Source organism: Acinetobacter sp. FY731 (genome assembly GCF_059515905.1).
This window is the reverse complement of record NZ_JCAKNB010000009.1, coordinates 74,827-91,708: the sequence shown is the minus strand read 5'-3', so window position 1 is coordinate 91,708 and position 16,882 is coordinate 74,827. Positions and strand designations below refer to the sequence as shown.

General features: G+C 37.1%; 15 protein-coding genes. 10 read left to right on the top strand and 5 right to left on the bottom strand.

Features of this window, described 5'->3' with window-relative positions; translation table 11 throughout:
- Positions 1–369 precede the first annotated feature (369 nt).
- The 8 genes from AC5YC8_RS11680 to polA all read left to right on the top strand — a co-directional run bounded on the left by AC5YC8_RS11680 (position 370) and on the right by polA (position 9,211).
- Positions 370–1,248, top strand: coding sequence for an MlaA family lipoprotein (locus AC5YC8_RS11680; RefSeq protein ID WP_496164644.1), 879 nt, complete (start codon positions 370–372; stop codon positions 1,246–1,248).
- A gap of 101 nt (positions 1,249–1,349) precedes the next feature.
- Positions 1,350–2,318, top strand: coding sequence for an RsbU family protein phosphatase GigA (gene gigA, locus AC5YC8_RS11675; protein WP_496164643.1), 969 nt, complete (start codon positions 1,350–1,352; stop codon positions 2,316–2,318).
- Positions 2,319–2,430: 112 nt separating this feature from the next.
- Complete coding sequence (gene gigB / locus AC5YC8_RS11670; RefSeq protein ID WP_496164642.1) at positions 2,431–2,949, top strand: anti-anti-sigma factor GigB; 519 nt, start codon at positions 2,431–2,433, stop codon at positions 2,947–2,949.
- A 22-nt stretch (positions 2,950–2,971) separates the two neighbouring features.
- Positions 2,972–3,796, top strand: coding sequence for a carbon-nitrogen hydrolase family protein (locus AC5YC8_RS11665; protein ID WP_496164641.1), 825 nt, complete (start codon positions 2,972–2,974; stop codon positions 3,794–3,796).
- 88 nt (positions 3,797–3,884) lie between these two features.
- Complete coding sequence (locus AC5YC8_RS11660; RefSeq protein ID WP_496119165.1) at positions 3,885–4,277, top strand: DUF4951 domain-containing protein; 393 nt, start codon at positions 3,885–3,887, stop codon at positions 4,275–4,277.
- Positions 4,278–4,511: 234 nt separating this feature from the next.
- A complete protein-coding gene (locus AC5YC8_RS11655; RefSeq protein ID WP_496119163.1) occupies positions 4,512–5,333 on the top strand; it encodes a DUF432 domain-containing protein in 822 nt (273 codons plus the stop codon).
- A gap of 9 nt (positions 5,334–5,342) precedes the next feature.
- Positions 5,343–6,263 carry a mechanosensitive ion channel family protein gene (locus AC5YC8_RS11650; RefSeq protein ID WP_496164640.1) on the top strand — a complete coding sequence of 307 codons (921 nt, stop codon included), beginning with the start codon at positions 5,343–5,345 and terminating at the stop codon, positions 6,261–6,263.
- A gap of 182 nt (positions 6,264–6,445) precedes the next feature.
- Positions 6,446–9,211 carry a DNA polymerase I gene (polA, locus tag AC5YC8_RS11645; protein ID WP_496164639.1) on the top strand — a complete coding sequence of 922 codons (2,766 nt, stop codon included), beginning with the start codon at positions 6,446–6,448 and terminating at the stop codon, positions 9,209–9,211.
- A 128-nt stretch (positions 9,212–9,339) separates the two neighbouring features.
- Here the strand turns inward: polA and AC5YC8_RS11640 are convergent, their stop codons facing one another.
- From AC5YC8_RS11640 to ppx, 5 genes are read right to left on the bottom strand one after another with little or no spacing between them, the layout of a single operon-like run.
- Positions 9,340–9,909 carry a YggT family protein gene (locus AC5YC8_RS11640; RefSeq protein WP_496119157.1) on the bottom strand — a complete coding sequence of 190 codons (570 nt, stop codon included), beginning with the start codon at positions 9,907–9,909 and terminating at the stop codon, positions 9,340–9,342.
- 27 nt (positions 9,910–9,936) lie between these two features.
- Positions 9,937–10,767 carry a pyrroline-5-carboxylate reductase gene (proC, locus tag AC5YC8_RS11635; RefSeq protein ID WP_496164638.1) on the bottom strand — a complete coding sequence of 277 codons (831 nt, stop codon included), beginning with the start codon at positions 10,765–10,767 and terminating at the stop codon, positions 9,937–9,939.
- Between the two features lie 10 nt (positions 10,768–10,777).
- Positions 10,778–12,142 (bottom strand): tRNA lysidine(34) synthetase TilS, encoded by a 1,365-nt coding sequence (gene tilS, locus AC5YC8_RS11630; RefSeq protein WP_496164637.1) that lies wholly within the window; start codon positions 12,140–12,142, stop codon positions 10,778–10,780.
- Positions 12,079–12,903, bottom strand: a complete 825-nt coding sequence (locus AC5YC8_RS11625) for an acetyl-CoA carboxylase carboxyltransferase subunit alpha (protein WP_496164636.1) — start codon at positions 12,901–12,903, stop codon at positions 12,079–12,081. Before AC5YC8_RS11625 ends, tilS begins: the two co-directional genes overlap by 64 nt.
- Positions 12,904–12,934: 31 nt before the next feature.
- On the bottom strand, positions 12,935–14,455 hold the full coding sequence (gene ppx, locus AC5YC8_RS11620; protein WP_496164635.1) for an exopolyphosphatase: 1,521 nt from the start codon (positions 14,453–14,455) through the stop codon (positions 12,935–12,937).
- Between the two features lie 267 nt (positions 14,456–14,722).
- Between ppx and trxA the strand changes: the two genes are divergently transcribed.
- Both trxA and rho read left to right on the top strand, forming a co-directional pair.
- Entirely contained in the window at positions 14,723–15,049 is a 327-nt protein-coding gene (gene trxA / locus AC5YC8_RS11615; RefSeq protein WP_496119152.1) for a thioredoxin, read from the top strand.
- 326 nt (positions 15,050–15,375) lie between these two features.
- The gene (rho, locus tag AC5YC8_RS11610) at positions 15,376–16,644 is read left to right on the top strand and encodes a transcription termination factor Rho (protein ID WP_496119151.1); all 1,269 of its coding nucleotides are present in this window, start codon (positions 15,376–15,378) and stop codon (positions 16,642–16,644) included.
- Positions 16,645–16,882: the final 238 nt, after the last annotated feature.

Genomic DNA, 16,882 nt, shown 5'->3' with positions numbered 1-16,882 from the left:
TCGTCAGTAGCAAGCTAGGTCGGCTATATTACTCTCTATCTCTAGAAAGTCAACAAGTAATTCAAATTATTTTAAACTTTCTTTCTAAAACCTAATCTCAACACTTCGTGCTAAGTTGCTGTTTTATCAGAAGTTTTAATCTTCATCACCGCCGATGGATGTGCATTCTACAGCATTCCCATTCCAATACAACCCCCTTTTTCACTTTTTTTATTTTTCTTCTATCAAACGGGTATTATTCGATCAAAAATTACTTTTTTTTATCATATTTGCCTAATTAGAAAGCATTGCGAGCATCAAAAATACTGTTATTATTGATTTACTATTTTTCTTCATTTGCTTTTTGTATAAAAAGTACTGGGATTACTTATGCAAGATAAAAAAATTATTTGGTTGGCACTATGCTCAATTGGCTTATTCTCTAGCCTCAGCCATGCAGCGGATAGCAATACAAATGCAACCAATGAAGACCTTTCTATAAAGACAGATGAAACATTTTCAAATTCTAGTTCTATTAAAGATCTAAAAAACATTAAAGTTAAAAATTTTAAAGTGAATGCAAACGCAGCACAGCCAGATGATGTTAAAGATCCTTTACAACCATTAAACCGAAAAATATTTGCATTTAACGATGCCTTAGATAGAACAATTGTTCGACCTGTCGCAGTTCAGTATCAAACTAAAATTCCAGTTGATGTTCGTGAGTCTCATCACCAGTTTCGCACAAACTTAGGGGAGCCATGGAACGCGGTAAACCAAACTATTCAAGGACGCCCTTTACGTGCACTTAAAACATTAGGTCGTTTTACATTTAACACCCTAACTACATTAGGTCTTGCTGATCCTGCTCGTAGAGTTGGTTTAGATAGTGAAAAAGAAACCTTTGGTACAACGCTTGGTTATTATGGTGTGCCATCTGGTCCTTATTTAGTCTTACCTGTTTTTGGACCAAGTACTGTGCGTGATGGTTTTGGTTTAGCTGTTGATACTTTTGGCCGCCCACAAAACTATTTAAATCACAACAGCATATATTGGACTGATCAAGCACTGCGCGGTATCAGTGCTCGAGCACAACTACTTGACCTTGAAGGTGTTTTACAAGGTGATAAATACGCAGCAATACGTGATATCTATTTACAGCGTCAAAGCTTTATTATTGCTGAGAAGAAGGGTTTAGATGCAGATGGTATCAACTTTATTGATGACGTTTCTGATGATGATCAAGATGATTCATTAAACAGTCAATAACGGATTTAACAATGATGGAGAGTATTAACTTTTTCTAGTATTTCTCCATCTTATTGTTATAGTACTTTTATATTCTTTTACTGGCTCATACACACTTTAATATGTATTTCATTCAACCCACACGTGACATCCCTCAATTAGATTATGTACTTGAGACGCTTCCTAGTGTGCAAATGATTCGTATAGAAGATATCTCTTTGTATGATCCAACTATTATTGCAATTGCTGATATTCAAGATTATTTAACCTATCAATGGTCTTTACCTACAATTGTTCTAGCATTTGATTCTGAAGGAATTGCTTTAGCACAAGCTTGGGAAATGGGTGCTTTAGCAGGTTGGCTATGGAATAATTTACCTAGCAATCCTCAAAATGCACTTTCAAAAATTGATGCGCAATATAAACGAAATCAAGATAGTCGCGACCTACCTTCAGCTGCAGAATTACAAAAACGCTTACTTCCCAACCCTATTGAACTCACGAATTATAAAGTTGAAACCTTATTTCAACCTTCAGCTTATTTATCTGGCGATTGGTTCGATTATTGGAAAATTAGTGATAAAGAATTAATGTTCTATTTAGCTGATGTTTCAGGACATGGTGTCACAAGTAGCCTACTCACTTCATGGATGGCAGCTTTTCATGGTCGCTCAAAATCACCTAGAGAGTTAATCAAAAAATTAAACGGCATGCTTGTTCAAGAGAACATTGAAAAGCATATTACGATGATCAGCGGTATTTTAAACCTAGAAACACATCAACTTCGTTGGTCTAGTGCAGGTCACTATCCTCCCGCCATTATTTTTGAACCCAATCAAACACCAATTGTTTTAAATACAAGTAGCTTTCCATTGGGACTTACTGAAGACCTTGAAGTTGAAGAGTTTGAATGCACACTAAATAAACAAGCACGCTTTATTATTTGTTCTGATGGCGCACTTGAACCTTTCGATGGTGGTTTAAGCGAACAATTTGAACAATTAGTCTTCCATTTAAAAAATCAGTCATTTCAAGCACCTGAACATGTGGCAGATGATATTGCCATCCTCAGCTTAAAGCGAATAAATTAACTTTATTTTCAATAACTTAAAAACATAGCATAGCAGATAAGACCGTTTAATACTTGAGTCTATAGATTGGCTATGGGATAATTTTCTATCCTTCTCTGCAAATGGCATTTATATGTCAACAGGTCATGTTGAATACGTAAGCTTGGATGGAACGCATATATTTAAGCTTATTGGCGAAGTGCGTGCCCAATCTTGCATCAGTTTAGACAAACTTCTTAGTAAAATTGAACAGCAACAAAATGTAGTCGGCGCTATCGTAGATATGACGCAAACAACATTTATTGATAGTACAGTTTTAGGAATTTTAGCGAAATTAGGCTTAAAGCTTAAACAAGCTCATAATATTCAAGCTGTAATGCTCTCTACAAATCCAGATATTACAACCTTAGCCAACAGTATGGGCTTGGGTCAGGTTTTTGTGATTTTAAATTACTGTGGTGATCCTTCTGTATGCACTCTTGCATTAATGGAAGAACATATTACGCATAGCGCAATGCTCACTACAGTTTTAGATGCTCACAAAACATTAATGAAGTTAAATCAAAGTAACGAAAATATGTTCGAACCTTTGGTTAAACAGCTTCAAAAAGAACAAGACAATCTAGAGCAAACGTCTAACCAAAACGTTTAATCTAATTTTTGGTATCTCCCCCATGACTTTACTTTCCGTTGCACAAATGAACTCCCAAAATGACATTGAAGCAAACTTCACTGTTATTGAATCATTAATTCAACAAAGTAAAGCAGATGGTGCTGAACTCATTGTATTTCCTGAAAACTTCATTTGTTTTGCTGCAGGTAAACAACGTGATACGGCTGAACGATTCTTAAGTATTCAAGCACGTCTTGAGAACTTAGCGCATCAATATCAAATTTGGATTATTGCAGGCACTCTCCCATGCCCATTTCGTCCAAATGGTAGCGTTATTTCAGATGGTCGTGTAAGAACGTCGAGCTTATGTATAAGCCCTGAAAGAACTGAAGCTCGCTATGACAAAATTCATTTATTTGATGTACAAGTAAGTGATGCTGTTGGTGGATATCAAGAATCTAAAAACTTTGAACCAGGAACAGAAGTTGTTGTTGCAAAAACACCGTTTGGCAACATCGGCTTAATGGTTTGCTATGACTTACGCTTTCCTGAGCTAGCGCTCATGCTTCGGAACCAAGGTGCAAATATTTTAACTGCACCAGCTGCTTTTACCTACACAACAGGTGAAATGCACTGGCAACTGTTATTACAAGCACGTGCAATGGATAGTCAATGTCAAGTTTTAGGTGCCGCTCAACAAGGTTGGCACGGTGAGAAACGTCAAACTTGGGGGCATACAGCTGCAACCAATTCTCGCGGGAAAATTCTAGCGAGTGTTGAAAATGAAGGAGCTCAGCTTATTACCGTTCCCTTCGACTTAGCTGAACAACAAGTGATTCGTGACTCTATGCCACTCATGAATCATCGCGTTTTAATCAATTACTAATATATCGTCTTTCAGAACAATATCATTTTAAATACAAGCAAGCTTATATTATAATAATGATTCTTATTTACATCCATCTCCTATTATTATGCTAAAAAACGCCATCGTTAGTACATTCCTTATTTGTATGTCATCAACAGTATTTGCAGAACTCACTATTTCAAAAAATGTTCGCCCACAAATACAGTCTTTAGTGAATCCAAATATTCCACGTTTAGAAATACCACCTACACCAAATAACATGAGTCTTCCTTCATTCGGACAAGGGGTTATTGGTTGGGGAACAGGACCTGATGGTGCTGAAAAGAGATTAAACAACATCACCAAAGAAGACGTTCAAAAACTTAAAAGCCAAGATGTTTCATTAGAAATGATACAAACATGGCAGAAATTTTATGAAAATGAAACTCGTCGTAACGCAGGCAACCCGACAGCACCATTTCGTGCACAATTAATGAGTAAAATTATCGAACTTTGGTAAAGTAAAGCTAGTGCATTCAAAATCAGTAGCACGTACTACTGATTTTTTATTTGCGTGCTTTAAATAAGCACTCTTTTCAAATTGTGTTATAAATTTATATTTACTAATTTGTAACTATTTAAACATCTTATGCTTGTTTCCATAATAATATTGAAATAATTCAATTTACATATACGTTAAGATATATAGTAACAATACGTCTGTTTAGTACCTAGGAAGAAGAAGGATATTGAATTGTCAGAAAATAATACTTTTTTAAAATCTAATCCTCATGACATTCAGTGGTGGGGAGAAAAAGAATTCGAACTCAATATTCCTCAAGCATGGCAATTTGGCTCTCTACTTTTTCGTATTACTCGTGGCATGCAAGAGTGGCGCTTGGAATACCATCGCCCTCAAGTTCAATATGACTATGAACAAGTGTGGCATAAAATTGAAGATCCAAATTTTGGATTTCCTCAACCGCTTGAAATTGAACGCTACATGTTCAGGAAAACTGAAAGTAAATTACAATTACTACCACGCCTTGCAAATCGATCAGTCGTAATTAAACCTATTGACCCGATTTACATTCCTGCTGGTCAACGTGGAACCTTATATATTAGTACACCTTTATGGCTATCAGGCTTTATTGAAGGTCACAAAGAGCCAATATTCGACTTACCTATTATTTTACCTAAAGATACTTGGTTTGGCCCTAACCCTCGTACTGGGGAAATTTGTTATGCCACAGCCGTCGATGGTAGAACAGAGTTAAAACAACTTACACGTCGTGCATTTCGTGCCGTTACACCTATTGAATTTCATAACACAAGTAATCAGCAACTTCGTTTTGATCGAATGAGCGTCCCTGTTCCTGCTTTACCTTTATTTTATAGTGAAACAACAGATCGCTTATGGACTTCTCAAATTAAAGTCATTCATGAAGGTTTAGATAGACCTCCCCGAATTCGCTTAGAAAATAGAACACCACCACTTGCTGGCGAAGTTACCTATCTTCATCCACCACGTGAGCCTGCTGGTATGTTGTTTAATATGTTTGAATCATTTTTCTAAGGGGGTAACATGGCAGATAATCAAATTACAAAAGATGTTACCCAAACGATCACAGGTATATTTACCAATATTAATACAGATCGTTTAACTGAAATTTTAGTCGCAATTATTTTATGTTTTATTGGCTTTCTAATTGCACGTTTTATTTCAAACACCTTTATTCGTACTATCGGATCTCGTTTTAACGCACATCAACGTCTTATTTGGCGTCGAGGGATTTTCTACTTCATTTTCTTGTTATTCTTTATGACAAGTCTAAAGGAAGCTGGATTTAAACTTAGTGTGTTCTTGGGTGCAGCAGGTATTTTAACGGTTGCACTGGGTTTTGCGTCACAAACATCTGCATCTAACTTAATTAGTGGTATTTTCTTGATTGGCGAAGGCTCCTTTGAAATTGGAGATACCATTCAAATTACACTTATCCGTGGACATACCATTGAAGGTGAAGTGATTTCGATTGATTTACTATCAGTGAAACTTCTTACACAAGATAATATTTATGTCCGTTTGCCAAACGAGCAACTTATTCGAGCCCCCGTACAAAACTTATCTAAGTTTCCCATACGGCGAATCCCGATTACGCTTGCTATTAATTTCCACGAAGACATCATTAAAGTACGTGAAGTTTTATTGGATGTTGCAAATAGATATCACTTGGTACTTACCGATCCAAAGCCTGCGGTTACCGTAACGGCTTTCCGTGAATCATCAATTGAGTTACTTTTTGCCGTTTGGTGCCAGCAAGAAAACTTCTTAAAAGTTCGTGATGAAATGCAAGAACGTATTCGAAATGGTTTCCTTTCAAATCAAATTGAAATTCCTGTACCCAAAATGGGCTTTGTCGATCATCCTCTTCGACCATTAACACAGGAAGATATCGATCAATATGCAAATGAGAAAGAAGTTAAACGTGAACCTGACTTAAAATAATTTTTTCAAAAATAAAATCCCTCCAATTTGAGGGATTTTTTATCTATTTATATTATTAACTCCACACACTCACATATTTTATCTTGTATAGATCTTCGATAATCTAGCGTTAAAATCATGTTTCTGCGATAACTTCAAAAATCACGTACAATAACACCGTTATTTGGATAAGGACTTTATCAATGCCACCATTTGTCTTGGTCGATGGCTCATACTTTTTATTTCGTGCATTTCACGCTGTGCCCCCATTAACCACGTCAACAGGATTGCAAACAAATGCCGTCCGTGGTGCAATTGCCGCTATTCAAAAGTTAATGCGTCGAATTCAGCCTACACATATGGCTGTTATTTTCGATACTCCCGAACCAACTTTCAGACATGAGCTTTCACCTATTTATAAGGGTGATCGTCCGAGTATGCCTGATGAGCTTTCACAACAAATTCCATATCTACATGCGCTTATTCGTGCTTTAGGTATTCCGCTACATACCCTTCCTGGTGCTGAAGCTGATGATGTCATTGGTACTTTAGCAAAACGTGCCGAAGCTTTAGGTCATCAAGTTCTTATCTCTACAGGAGATAAAGACATGGCGCAGCTTGTGACTGATAAAGTGACCCTAGAAGACAGTTTTAAAGAACGTCCACTTGATGTAAATGGTGTATTTGAAAAATTTGGCGTTTGGCCAAATCAAATTATCGACTACTTGACTCTTATGGGTGATGCTTCTGACGGCATTATGGGTGTTCCTGGTGTTGGTGCGAAAACTGCTGCCAAACTACTTACAGAATACGGTTCTATCGGCGGTATTTTAGAAAATGTCGATAAAATTAAAGGCAAAGTTGGTCAAAACATTAAAGACAGCGCAGAAGGCATTGCCTTAGACCATCAACTTGCAAGTATTGTGATCGATCTAGATTTAAACTTTGGCTATGATGACTTAAAACTACAAGATCCAAATGTCGATGCACTTCGTAACTTATATACTGAGCTAGAATTCCGTACTCAATTACAGTCATTGGATCATCCAAACAACCCCAATAATGCAACCTACAAGCAAGCAACTAAAGCGATTGTAAAAGATACAACTGTAGCAGCATCAACAGAAAATGAAGATCATGCATCTGTAACAAGTGTAGATGATCAACTCGGTGAAGCAACTTATCATACCGTTTTAACTCAAGCAGATTGGGACAAATTATTCCAACGCTTAAACACAGAAAAGCGTTTTGCTTTTGATACAGAAACAACAAGCTTGGATTATCGTATTGCACAAATTGTCGGTTTTTCTGTTGCCTTCGATGCGAAAGATGCGTATTACGTTCCGCTCGCACACGATTATGAAGGTGCTCCAGAACAATTAAATCGTGAAACCGTTTTAGCTCAAATTAAACCAATATTAGAAAACCCTGAAATTCAAAAAATTGGACATCATTTAAAATATGATGCACACGTTTTAGAAAATCACGGCATTGCGTTACAAGGTTGGTATTTCGATACCATGCTTGCATCTTATGTATTAAATTCTGTTGCAACACGCCATGGTATGGATGATGTTTCACGTTTATATTTGAGTCACTTCACCACAACTTACGAACAAGTTGCAGGCAAAGGTGTTAAACAAAAAACCTTTAATCAAATTGAAATTGAAACAGCAGCACATTATGCCGCTGAAGATGCACATGTGACTTATCGTCTTTATGAAGTTTTAGATGAAAAATTACGTAAGCACCCTGAACTTTTAAATCTTCTTCATAATATTGAAATGCCTGTTGCTCACGTTTTAACAATGATGGAAGAAAACGGTATTGAGCTAGATTTAAACTTCTTAGATGAGTTAGGCGTAGATTTTGCTAATACCATTCAAAATTTAGAAAATCAAATTATTGAAATTGCAGGCGAAAGCTTCAATGTCAGCTCACCAAAGCAAGTTGGTGAGGTTTTGTTTGATAAGTTAGGTCTGAAAGGTGGAAAGAAAACGTCTACAGGTCAATACAGTACAAGTGAAAGTGTTTTAGAAAAAATTGATCACCCGATTACAGATTTAATTTTAGAATATCGTGGTTTATCGAAGCTCAAAAGCACCTATACAGATGGCTTATTAAAACAAGCCAATGATGAATCACATCGTGTACATACAAGCTATCATCAAGCTTTAACGGCAACAGGTCGTTTATCATCTACTGACCCAAATTTACAAAATATTCCTGTACGTGAAAAAATTGGGCGTCAAATTCGTAAAGCATTTATTGCACCGAAAGGTCGTATTTTACTTGCTGCCGATTACTCACAAATTGAACTTCGCTTAATGGCACATTTTTCACAAGATGCTGCTTTAGTTGATGCATTTAATAATGGGCAAGACGTTCACCGTCGTACAGCTTCAGAAGTTTTAGGCATTGCACTTGAAGATGTGACCAATGATCAACGCCGCCAAGCCAAAGCTGTAAACTTCGGTCTACTTTACGGCATGTCTGAATTTGGTCTTATTCGTCAACTTGGTTTTACTCGCCAAGAGTCGCAAGATTATATTAAGCAATACTTCCATCGCTACCCTGGCATTTATGAGTATATGCAACGCACTCGCCAAGTTGCTTTAGAACAAGGCTTTGTTGAAACAATCTTAGGTCGTCGTTTATATACACCAGATATCGATGCCCGAAATATGATGGTACGTAAAGCCGCTGAACGTGCAGCGATTAATGCGCCACTTCAAGGTTCAGCAGCAGATATCATTAAAATGGCAATGATTGAGGTTGAAAAAATGCTTCCAAAAGATCAAGCCAAAATGCTTTTACAAGTACACGATGAATTGGTATTTGAAGTTGATGAAAACATTGCAGATGAGCTTGCACCAAAACTTGCTGAAGTCATGCAATCTGTTTTACAAATTTCAGTACCACTTATTGTAGAAGTAGGTAAAGGTAAAAACTGGGATGAAGCGCATTAATGTAAAGCTTCTTTCTCCTTGTAGGAGGAAGGTTGGGAATACCTCTCCCTACCCCTCTCCTAAAAAGAGAGGAAATTTCGCTTTAACATAAAAAAGGACGCATTAGCGTCCTTTTTATTGCTGAAATTTTATAGCCCGATCAATAATGCTTTTGCGACTTCATTCATAATAATTTCTGCAACAAACAATGCTAAGAAAGCAACAATTGGAGAAAGATCAATCATTCCCATATTCGGTAAAATACGACGAAATGGCGCAAGTAAAGGCTCAGCTAACTCTTGAATGACTTCAATATAAGGTGAGCGCGATTGTGTAAACATCACAACCCAGCTCAAAATAATAGTGGCAAAAATTAAGTAACGACAAAAGCGAATTAAATCTTGAATCATCGTCACAAAAGTTAAAATAACCAAGTGAATAGGACTATTTGGCATTGCACCTGCTAAGTACATCATGCCAAAAATTTTCAACAAATACAGCACAACAACTAAAGCTAATGCTGCTAAATTTACTCGTCCATTTGCAACAGTTGGAAAAATTCGGCTAAAAACATCCACAATTTTGGTTGCTTTTACCGTAGAAAGTACAACTGGGTTATAAGGGCTTACTGCTGCCAATTGCATTAAAAAGCGGAAGAATACGAGCAAAATCGCTACGTTAATGATGATGCCAAAAATTAGCGCAGAATTTGCACCCATATCGAAACTTTCCTAATTAATTCAAATTTATTTAACGCTATCACTCAAGTCTTGTGCAAGCACCTGACTACGCTTTTGCGCAGCAGCTAATGCAGCTTGAATGGTTTGTGAAACTTGACCATGATCAAAAACTTCAATCGCAGCTTGTGTTGTACCATTGGGTGACGTTACATTCTTACGCAATTCTGCTGGTGTATTTGAACTGGTAATTGCCATTTGTGCAGCACCCAAGGCTGTTTGCAAAGTCAATTCTGTTGCAACTTTTTCATCTAAACCTAGGTTTTTACCTGCACGAATCATACTCTCCATTAAATAGAAGAAATATGCAGGACCAGAACCAGAAACTGCGGTTACAGCATCAATCTGAGCTTCTGTATTTACCCAAATAGCCAACCCTGTTGCTGCTAAAACTTGACTTGCCAAATTACGGTCTTTTTCAGAGACAGCTTCTGTTGCATATAAACCATGCGCGCCTGTTTGAACAAGTGCAGGTGTATTTGGCATAACACGGACAACTTGGTTAGTTCCAAGCAACTCTGAAATTGTTGAAATTTCAGCACCCGCAACAATTGAAATCACCAATTTATTCGTAAATAGCCCATTTAACGGCTTTAAAACTTGTGCCAAAACTTGTGGTTTTACTGCAAAAACAACTACATCTGCTGTTTGAATTGCTGCCACATTATCTTCAGTAACTTGCACATCCTTTTCTTGCAACAACTGACGTACTTGTTCTACTGGATCTGAAACTGTAATACGTGTTGCAGGTAAACCACGTGCAATCAAGCCACCTATTAAGGCTTGGGCCATGTTACCGCCACCAATAAAACTAATATTACAATCTAAAACTGCCGTCATTTTTTCACGCTCATCTATGAGTTTGATCTTTGTTCATTAACTTTGGTTGCCAACCACCTGTTTCACAATACACAGATTGTGCCAACCAAAAACCTTTCGGTGTAAACGCACCTAGCATAACATTATCTATGCTTAATATTTGTATTGTATGACGTTGCCATGGAAAAATTTGTGCTTCTTGTATGGCTTTTTTTAACGGCCAAGCCCCTATTCGACCATACAAATGAATTTTTTCACCACCTTGTCTAATCGTTAAACACAATGGTTTTTCAAGCAACTCAAAAGACAAGCCTATATCTTGAGTGGAAATTTGAAATTGCCCCGAAGGTAAATAAATACATTCATTTAACTTAAACTGTTGAGCTATGGGTGTTAAATCAATTGATTTTTCCGCCAGAAATACATCTTTTGAAATTCGATATAACACTTGCTGATAGCGAGCATAATAAAATCCACTCCAATGTACCGCAGCTTGTGAATCTAATTTTGAATCAATTACTTCATTTTGAATACGTTCAACCATATCAAATGATGGTCGATACTGATTCTGACCTTTCATCCAATACGATAAAAGCTGACGTTTTCTTGCACAAGTAAGTTTATTGAATTCATTTAAATTTAATTTTATATCATCACCACAACACTCTAAATCTTGTAATAGCACCTCATGCAAAATTTCTTCAGCATCTTGCATTAAATAACTGGTTCGAACTAAAGCTTGCTGCATTTTTGGAAAGCGTGACTGCAAAATAGGCCACAACTCTTCACGACACCATGCTCGATCATAATGCGTATCACTATTTGTCGGATCTTGAATATTTTGCACATTCAATTGATCCGCCCATTGGCAAATTTGATCATGTGACGTATTAAGTAGTGGTCGCCAAATAGTTAAACTTTCACGGCAATCTATTTCACGCATAGCAGATAAACCATGAATACCTGCACCCGAAAGTAAGCGAAGTATTAAGGTTTCAGCTTGATCTTGTTGGTGATGTGCGAGGACTAAAATTTCATTAGACTGGATATGTTGTTCGTATGCTTGATATCGAGCTGATCTTGCTTGGCTTTCTAAATTGCCATCAGCAACATTTACAGCCTGCACAATACATGGAACATTCAGTTGTTGGCATTGCGCCAAAACAAACTCGCCCCATTGTTCGCTTGAAGACTGCAATTGATGATCAACATAAATTGCACGAACTTTTTCTGGGTATAACAGTGACATCAGATGCAGAAGCAACATGGAATCCATGCCACCGCTACACCCTATTAAAAACGAAGAATTTTCTGGAAAATTCTGAAGTTGTTTTAAGCAGTTAGACCTAAATTGTCGCTGCCAAACTTCATTAAACGCTGGTAACGCGCTTCGCATCGTTCATTCGCATCCATTGGTTGCAATTCTTCAAGCGCTTGTTTTAACACAGTCTTCAAGTTTTGCATAACTTGTTCTGGATGTAAGTGAGCACCCTCACCTTCATCTACAACATATTCCACAATGCCCATTTTTTTCAATTTTTCAGCTGTAAGCGCCAATGCATCACTTGCTTGTTCAGCCTTTTCAGCTGTTTTCCACAAAATTGAAGCACAGCCTTCAGGTGAAATCACTGAATAAATACTGTGAGAAAGCATAATCACACGGTCTGCAACACCAATACCTAAAGCACCACCAGAACCACCTTCACCAAGTACAGTAGCAATTACAGGTACTTTTAAGTTAGACAATTGTGCAAGACTTGTTGCAATAGCTTCAGCTTGACCACGCTCTTCAGCACCAACACCTGGGTATGCGCCCATTGTGTCAATAAAAGTCAATACAGGAAGATTAAAACGCTCAGCCATATCTAAAAGACGCTGAGATTTACGATAACCTTCTGGGTTACTCATACCAAAATTGTGCTGTAATTTTTCACGTGTGCTACGACCGCGATGTTGACCAACAATCATCACTGGTTGACCATCAAAACGAGCTAAACCACCTACCATTGCACCATCATCACCAAATAAGCGATCACCATGCAAAGCATCAAATTCTGTAAAAATTTCACCAACGTAATCTAGGAACTGCGGACGTTCAGGATGACGTGCAATTTGAACTGTTGCCCATGCTTTAGATTGGACTGTTTTATTTTTCATAGGTCGACCTTATCCTTAAATTAACCGTACGTTAATGAATGAATTGTTCCGCCTGAATATTCAATTCAATGTCACAATGCTTAAATTGCGCTTGCTCATCATGCAAGTCTGCAACAAGTAAAGGCCATTGTTTTGCATCGCCAGAAACACTTAGTTGCCATTGTTGCTCATTATGTACCACCAATTCAATGGCAGGAAGCATCTCATCGCTACGACTGTGATTTAATAAAACAGATAATCGAAGCAATAGACATAAGTGCAGTAATTTGCTACCACCTACTTTCATAATGTCAAATTTAGCATCACTTCGTAACTTTCTACGGTGATGAGCAACTAAATGAGAAAGATGATTTTGGTCAATTTGTGAGAAACCAGCAATATCAGAATGTTGCAATAAGTATGCACCATGACGATGATAACCAGCGTGACTAATCGCTAAGCCAATTTCATGTAAATAAGCGGCACGACGCAGTAAATCACTATCATCACTAGTTAAATGTAGTTTTTCAGCAACACAATCAAACAAATGCTGCGCTGTTTTAACGACACGTTCTGCTTGTTTAGGATCTGAGTTGTAACGCCCCATAAGTGCTTGAACACTTCGATCACGAATATCTTCATGCTGGAAACGACCTAAAAGGTCATACATTACACCTTCACGTAATGCCCCATCAGAATATAAAAGTGAATCTATCTCTAAAACATCAAAAACGGCATATAAAATGGCAATGCCTGCTGGCAAAACTGCTCGACGATCTTCTTTGAGACCATCAAATTCCATATCTGAAATATGTTTATATTTAAATAGCTTATCTTTTAACTTATCTAGACCTTCACGAGTGAGACTTTCTTTTTCATCACTCCAGCCCATATTTACAATAATTTGACGACACGCCTTAATAGTTCCGCTCGAACCAACAACAGTATCCCAACCTTCTTTTTTATATGTATTGGCAATACCTGATAATTCTTTTCGTGCTGCAACAAATGCTTTATCAAACGCTTTTACTGTAATTTCTCCATCTTGGAAAAACTTTTTAGTGAAAGCGACGCAGCCCATTTGCAATGATTCTGTATGAATTGGCTCAAACTCTTCACCAATAATCAACTCTGTTGAACCACCACCAATATCAACAACTAAACGACGCCCACTATTTTCCATGGTGTGAGATACACCTAAATAAATAAGACGAGCTTCTTCACGACCAGCAATAATTTCAATTGGTTTTGGTAAAATTTCAGCCGCTTTTTGAATAAATTCATGTCCATTTTTCGCTTGGCGTAAAGCATTTGTGGCTACAATACGCAAACGGTTTGGCTGAACTGATCCTAAACGCCCTACAAAACGAGCCAAGCAAGCTAAACCTCGTTGTTGAGCTGCTTCTGTTAAGTTCTTATTTTCATCTAAGCCTGCTGCCAATTGCACTTTTTCTGACATTGACGCAACTTTTTTTACTTCTCCGTGATCTACACGAGCAATAGCTAAATGAAAGCTATTTGATCCCATATCAATAGCAGCAAGTAACTCTTCATCAATTAAAAAATCAGACATTCTATAAATAAACCTATTCAGAACTGTGACTAGAGTAATTCACCTACATGCAATTTAAAAGCCATTTATAATGTGTTTTTTGGGCATCCATCACTTTTTCTTATTTATGACAATAGTGTTACACGATTATCATCATCGTGAGCATCAATTAGACAAAAAATACAGAAAGGTTGAAAATTTAACTATACCCCTACATTGTTAAAGATGGCTATGTAATACTAAGAACATTAATACCATCTTTAAAAAGATTATATCGGAGCAAAACCCATGTCTGGCAACATCGTAAACACAACAGATGCTAACTTCTCTGCAGACGTATTAGAATCTGACACACCTGTACTTGTTGACTTTTGGGCGGGCTGGTGCGCGCCATGTAAAGCAATTGCACCTGTACTAGAAGTATTAGCTACAGAATACGAAGGTAAAGTTAAAATTGTTAAAGTTGATGTAACTTCATGCGAACAAACAGCTGTGAACTACAACATCCGCAACATTCCTGCTTTGTTAATGTTCAAAAATGGTGAGGTTGTAGCACAACAAGTTGGCGCTGCTCCAAAATCTAAATTAACTGCTTTCATTGATGAAAATATCTAAGAATTTAGACAGAATCATCAAGATTAAAAAATACGCTATGAAATATAGCGTATTTTTTTCGGCTAGAAATTGACAAATCCCTTATTCTCTCTTATATTGCATATTCAAGAAATATTGGGTTTCTAGTCCCTTAGTTCTTACAAGACACAACACATAAGATGCCGCTCGGCAACAGAAATTGTTTTTCACACTTCTTTTTTAATAAAATTTCAGTTCTCTGAATTGTTATTGTGCGAATCAATTACTTTCGTTTTTTGCATGTCTGCGGCCTATTTGTGCTTTCTATCCAACCGTACCTTAGAATTTCACTTTCTATCTGACCACATATGAATTTAACAGAACTCAAGAAAAAACCGATTGGCGAACTCATCAAAATTGCAGAGTTTATGGGTCTCGAAGGAATGGCTCGTAACCGTAAGCAAGACATCATTTTTGCCATCTTAAAGCGTCATGCTATGAATGGTGAAGAGATCTTTGGTGATGGCGTTCTCGAAATTCTAGCAGATGGCTTTGGTTTCTTACGCACAGCAGCAGGTTCGTATTTAGCTGGTCCTGATGATATCTATATCAGCCCATCTCAAATTCGTCGTTTTAACCTTCGCACTGGCGATACCATTAACGGTACTATTCGTCCTCCTAAAGAAGGTGAACGTTATTTTGCTTTATTAAAAGTAAATCAAATTAACTACGACACACCAGAAAATGCGCGTAACAAAATCTTATTTGAAAACTTAACACCTTTATTCCCAACTGAACAATTGGTAATGGAACTAGGTAACGGTACAACTGAAGATTTAACAGCACGTGTTGTCGATTTAGTTGCCCCTATCGGTAAAGGTCAGCGTTCTATTATTGTTGCTCCGCCAAAAGCGGGTAAAACAATGTTACTTCAAAACATTGCGCAATCAATCGTACGTAATAACCCAGAAGTTTTCTTAATCGTTCTTCTTATTGATGAACGTCCTGAAGAAGTAACTGAAATGGAACGTACAGTTCGTGGTGAAGTGATTGCATCTACATTTGATGAATCACCTGCTCGTCACGTACAAGTTGCTGAAATGGTTATTGAGAAAGCAAAACGTCTTGTTGAGCATAAGAAAGACGTTGTTATCTTACTTGACTCTATTACGCGTTTAGCGCGTGCTTATAACACTGTAATCCCTTCTTCAGGCAAGGTATTAACAGGCGGTGTTGATGCACACGCATTAGAACGTCCAAAACGCTTCTTCGGTGCTGCACGTAATATTGAAGAAGGTGGTTCTCTTACAATCATCTCTACTGCCTTAATTGAAACAGGTAGTAAAATGGATGAAGTTATTTACGAAGAGTTCAAAGGTACTGGTAACCAAGAGATTACACTTGATCGTCGTATTGCAGAAAAACGTGTATTCCCTGCAATGAATATCAAAAAATCTGGTACTCGTCGTGAAGAGCGTTTAATGAGTGAAGATAATCTACGTAAAGTCTGGATTTTACGTAAGTTACTTCATACTCAAGATGAGTTAGCCGCAATGGAATTCCTACTTGATCGCATGAAAGAAACGAAAACTAATGATGATTTCTTTGATCAAATGAAACGTAAAGCTTCAAACTAATATTCACTTATATTTCAATAAAAGGGCTATCTAAACGATAGCCCTTTTTATTTGGTTGACATCAATTACATAAATAAACATTTGCTCTTTTTTTATGTAACTTTATTTTTAAGTTTATGATTATTATAATTTATTTAACAAAAACCATAGTAAATTTAAGGGTTTATATTGCACTTATCCTATTTATATTTAATTTTTTATAGTTATTTCCTGTTAATAAACCTAAAAATTAGTCATT

Coding starts and splice junctions, on each gene's coding strand:
- ppx (WP_496164635.1), bottom strand. CDS start 14,455: ATGTCTGATTTTTTAATTGATGAAGAGTTACTTGCTGCTATTGATATG.
- tilS (WP_496164637.1), bottom strand. CDS start 12,142: ATGCGAAGCGCGTTACCAGCGTTTAATGAAGTTTGGCAGCGACAATTT.
- AC5YC8_RS11665 (WP_496164641.1), top strand. CDS start 2,972: ATGACTTTACTTTCCGTTGCACAAATGAACTCCCAAAATGACATTGAA.
- AC5YC8_RS11625 (WP_496164636.1), bottom strand. CDS start 12,903: ATGAAAAATAAAACAGTCCAATCTAAAGCATGGGCAACAGTTCAAATT.
- rho (WP_496119151.1), top strand. CDS start 15,376: ATGAATTTAACAGAACTCAAGAAAAAACCGATTGGCGAACTCATCAAA.
- gigA (WP_496164643.1), top strand. CDS start 1,350: ATGTATTTCATTCAACCCACACGTGACATCCCTCAATTAGATTATGTA.
- proC (WP_496164638.1), bottom strand. CDS start 10,767: ATGACGGCAGTTTTAGATTGTAATATTAGTTTTATTGGTGGCGGTAAC.
- AC5YC8_RS11640 (WP_496119157.1), bottom strand. CDS start 9,909: ATGGGTGCAAATTCTGCGCTAATTTTTGGCATCATCATTAACGTAGCG.
- AC5YC8_RS11680 (WP_496164644.1), top strand. CDS start 370: ATGCAAGATAAAAAAATTATTTGGTTGGCACTATGCTCAATTGGCTTA.
- trxA (WP_496119152.1), top strand. CDS start 14,723: ATGTCTGGCAACATCGTAAACACAACAGATGCTAACTTCTCTGCAGAC.
- polA (WP_496164639.1), top strand. CDS start 6,446: ATGCCACCATTTGTCTTGGTCGATGGCTCATACTTTTTATTTCGTGCA.
- AC5YC8_RS11660 (WP_496119165.1), top strand. CDS start 3,885: ATGCTAAAAAACGCCATCGTTAGTACATTCCTTATTTGTATGTCATCA.
- AC5YC8_RS11650 (WP_496164640.1), top strand. CDS start 5,343: ATGGCAGATAATCAAATTACAAAAGATGTTACCCAAACGATCACAGGT.
- gigB (WP_496164642.1), top strand. CDS start 2,431: ATGTCAACAGGTCATGTTGAATACGTAAGCTTGGATGGAACGCATATA.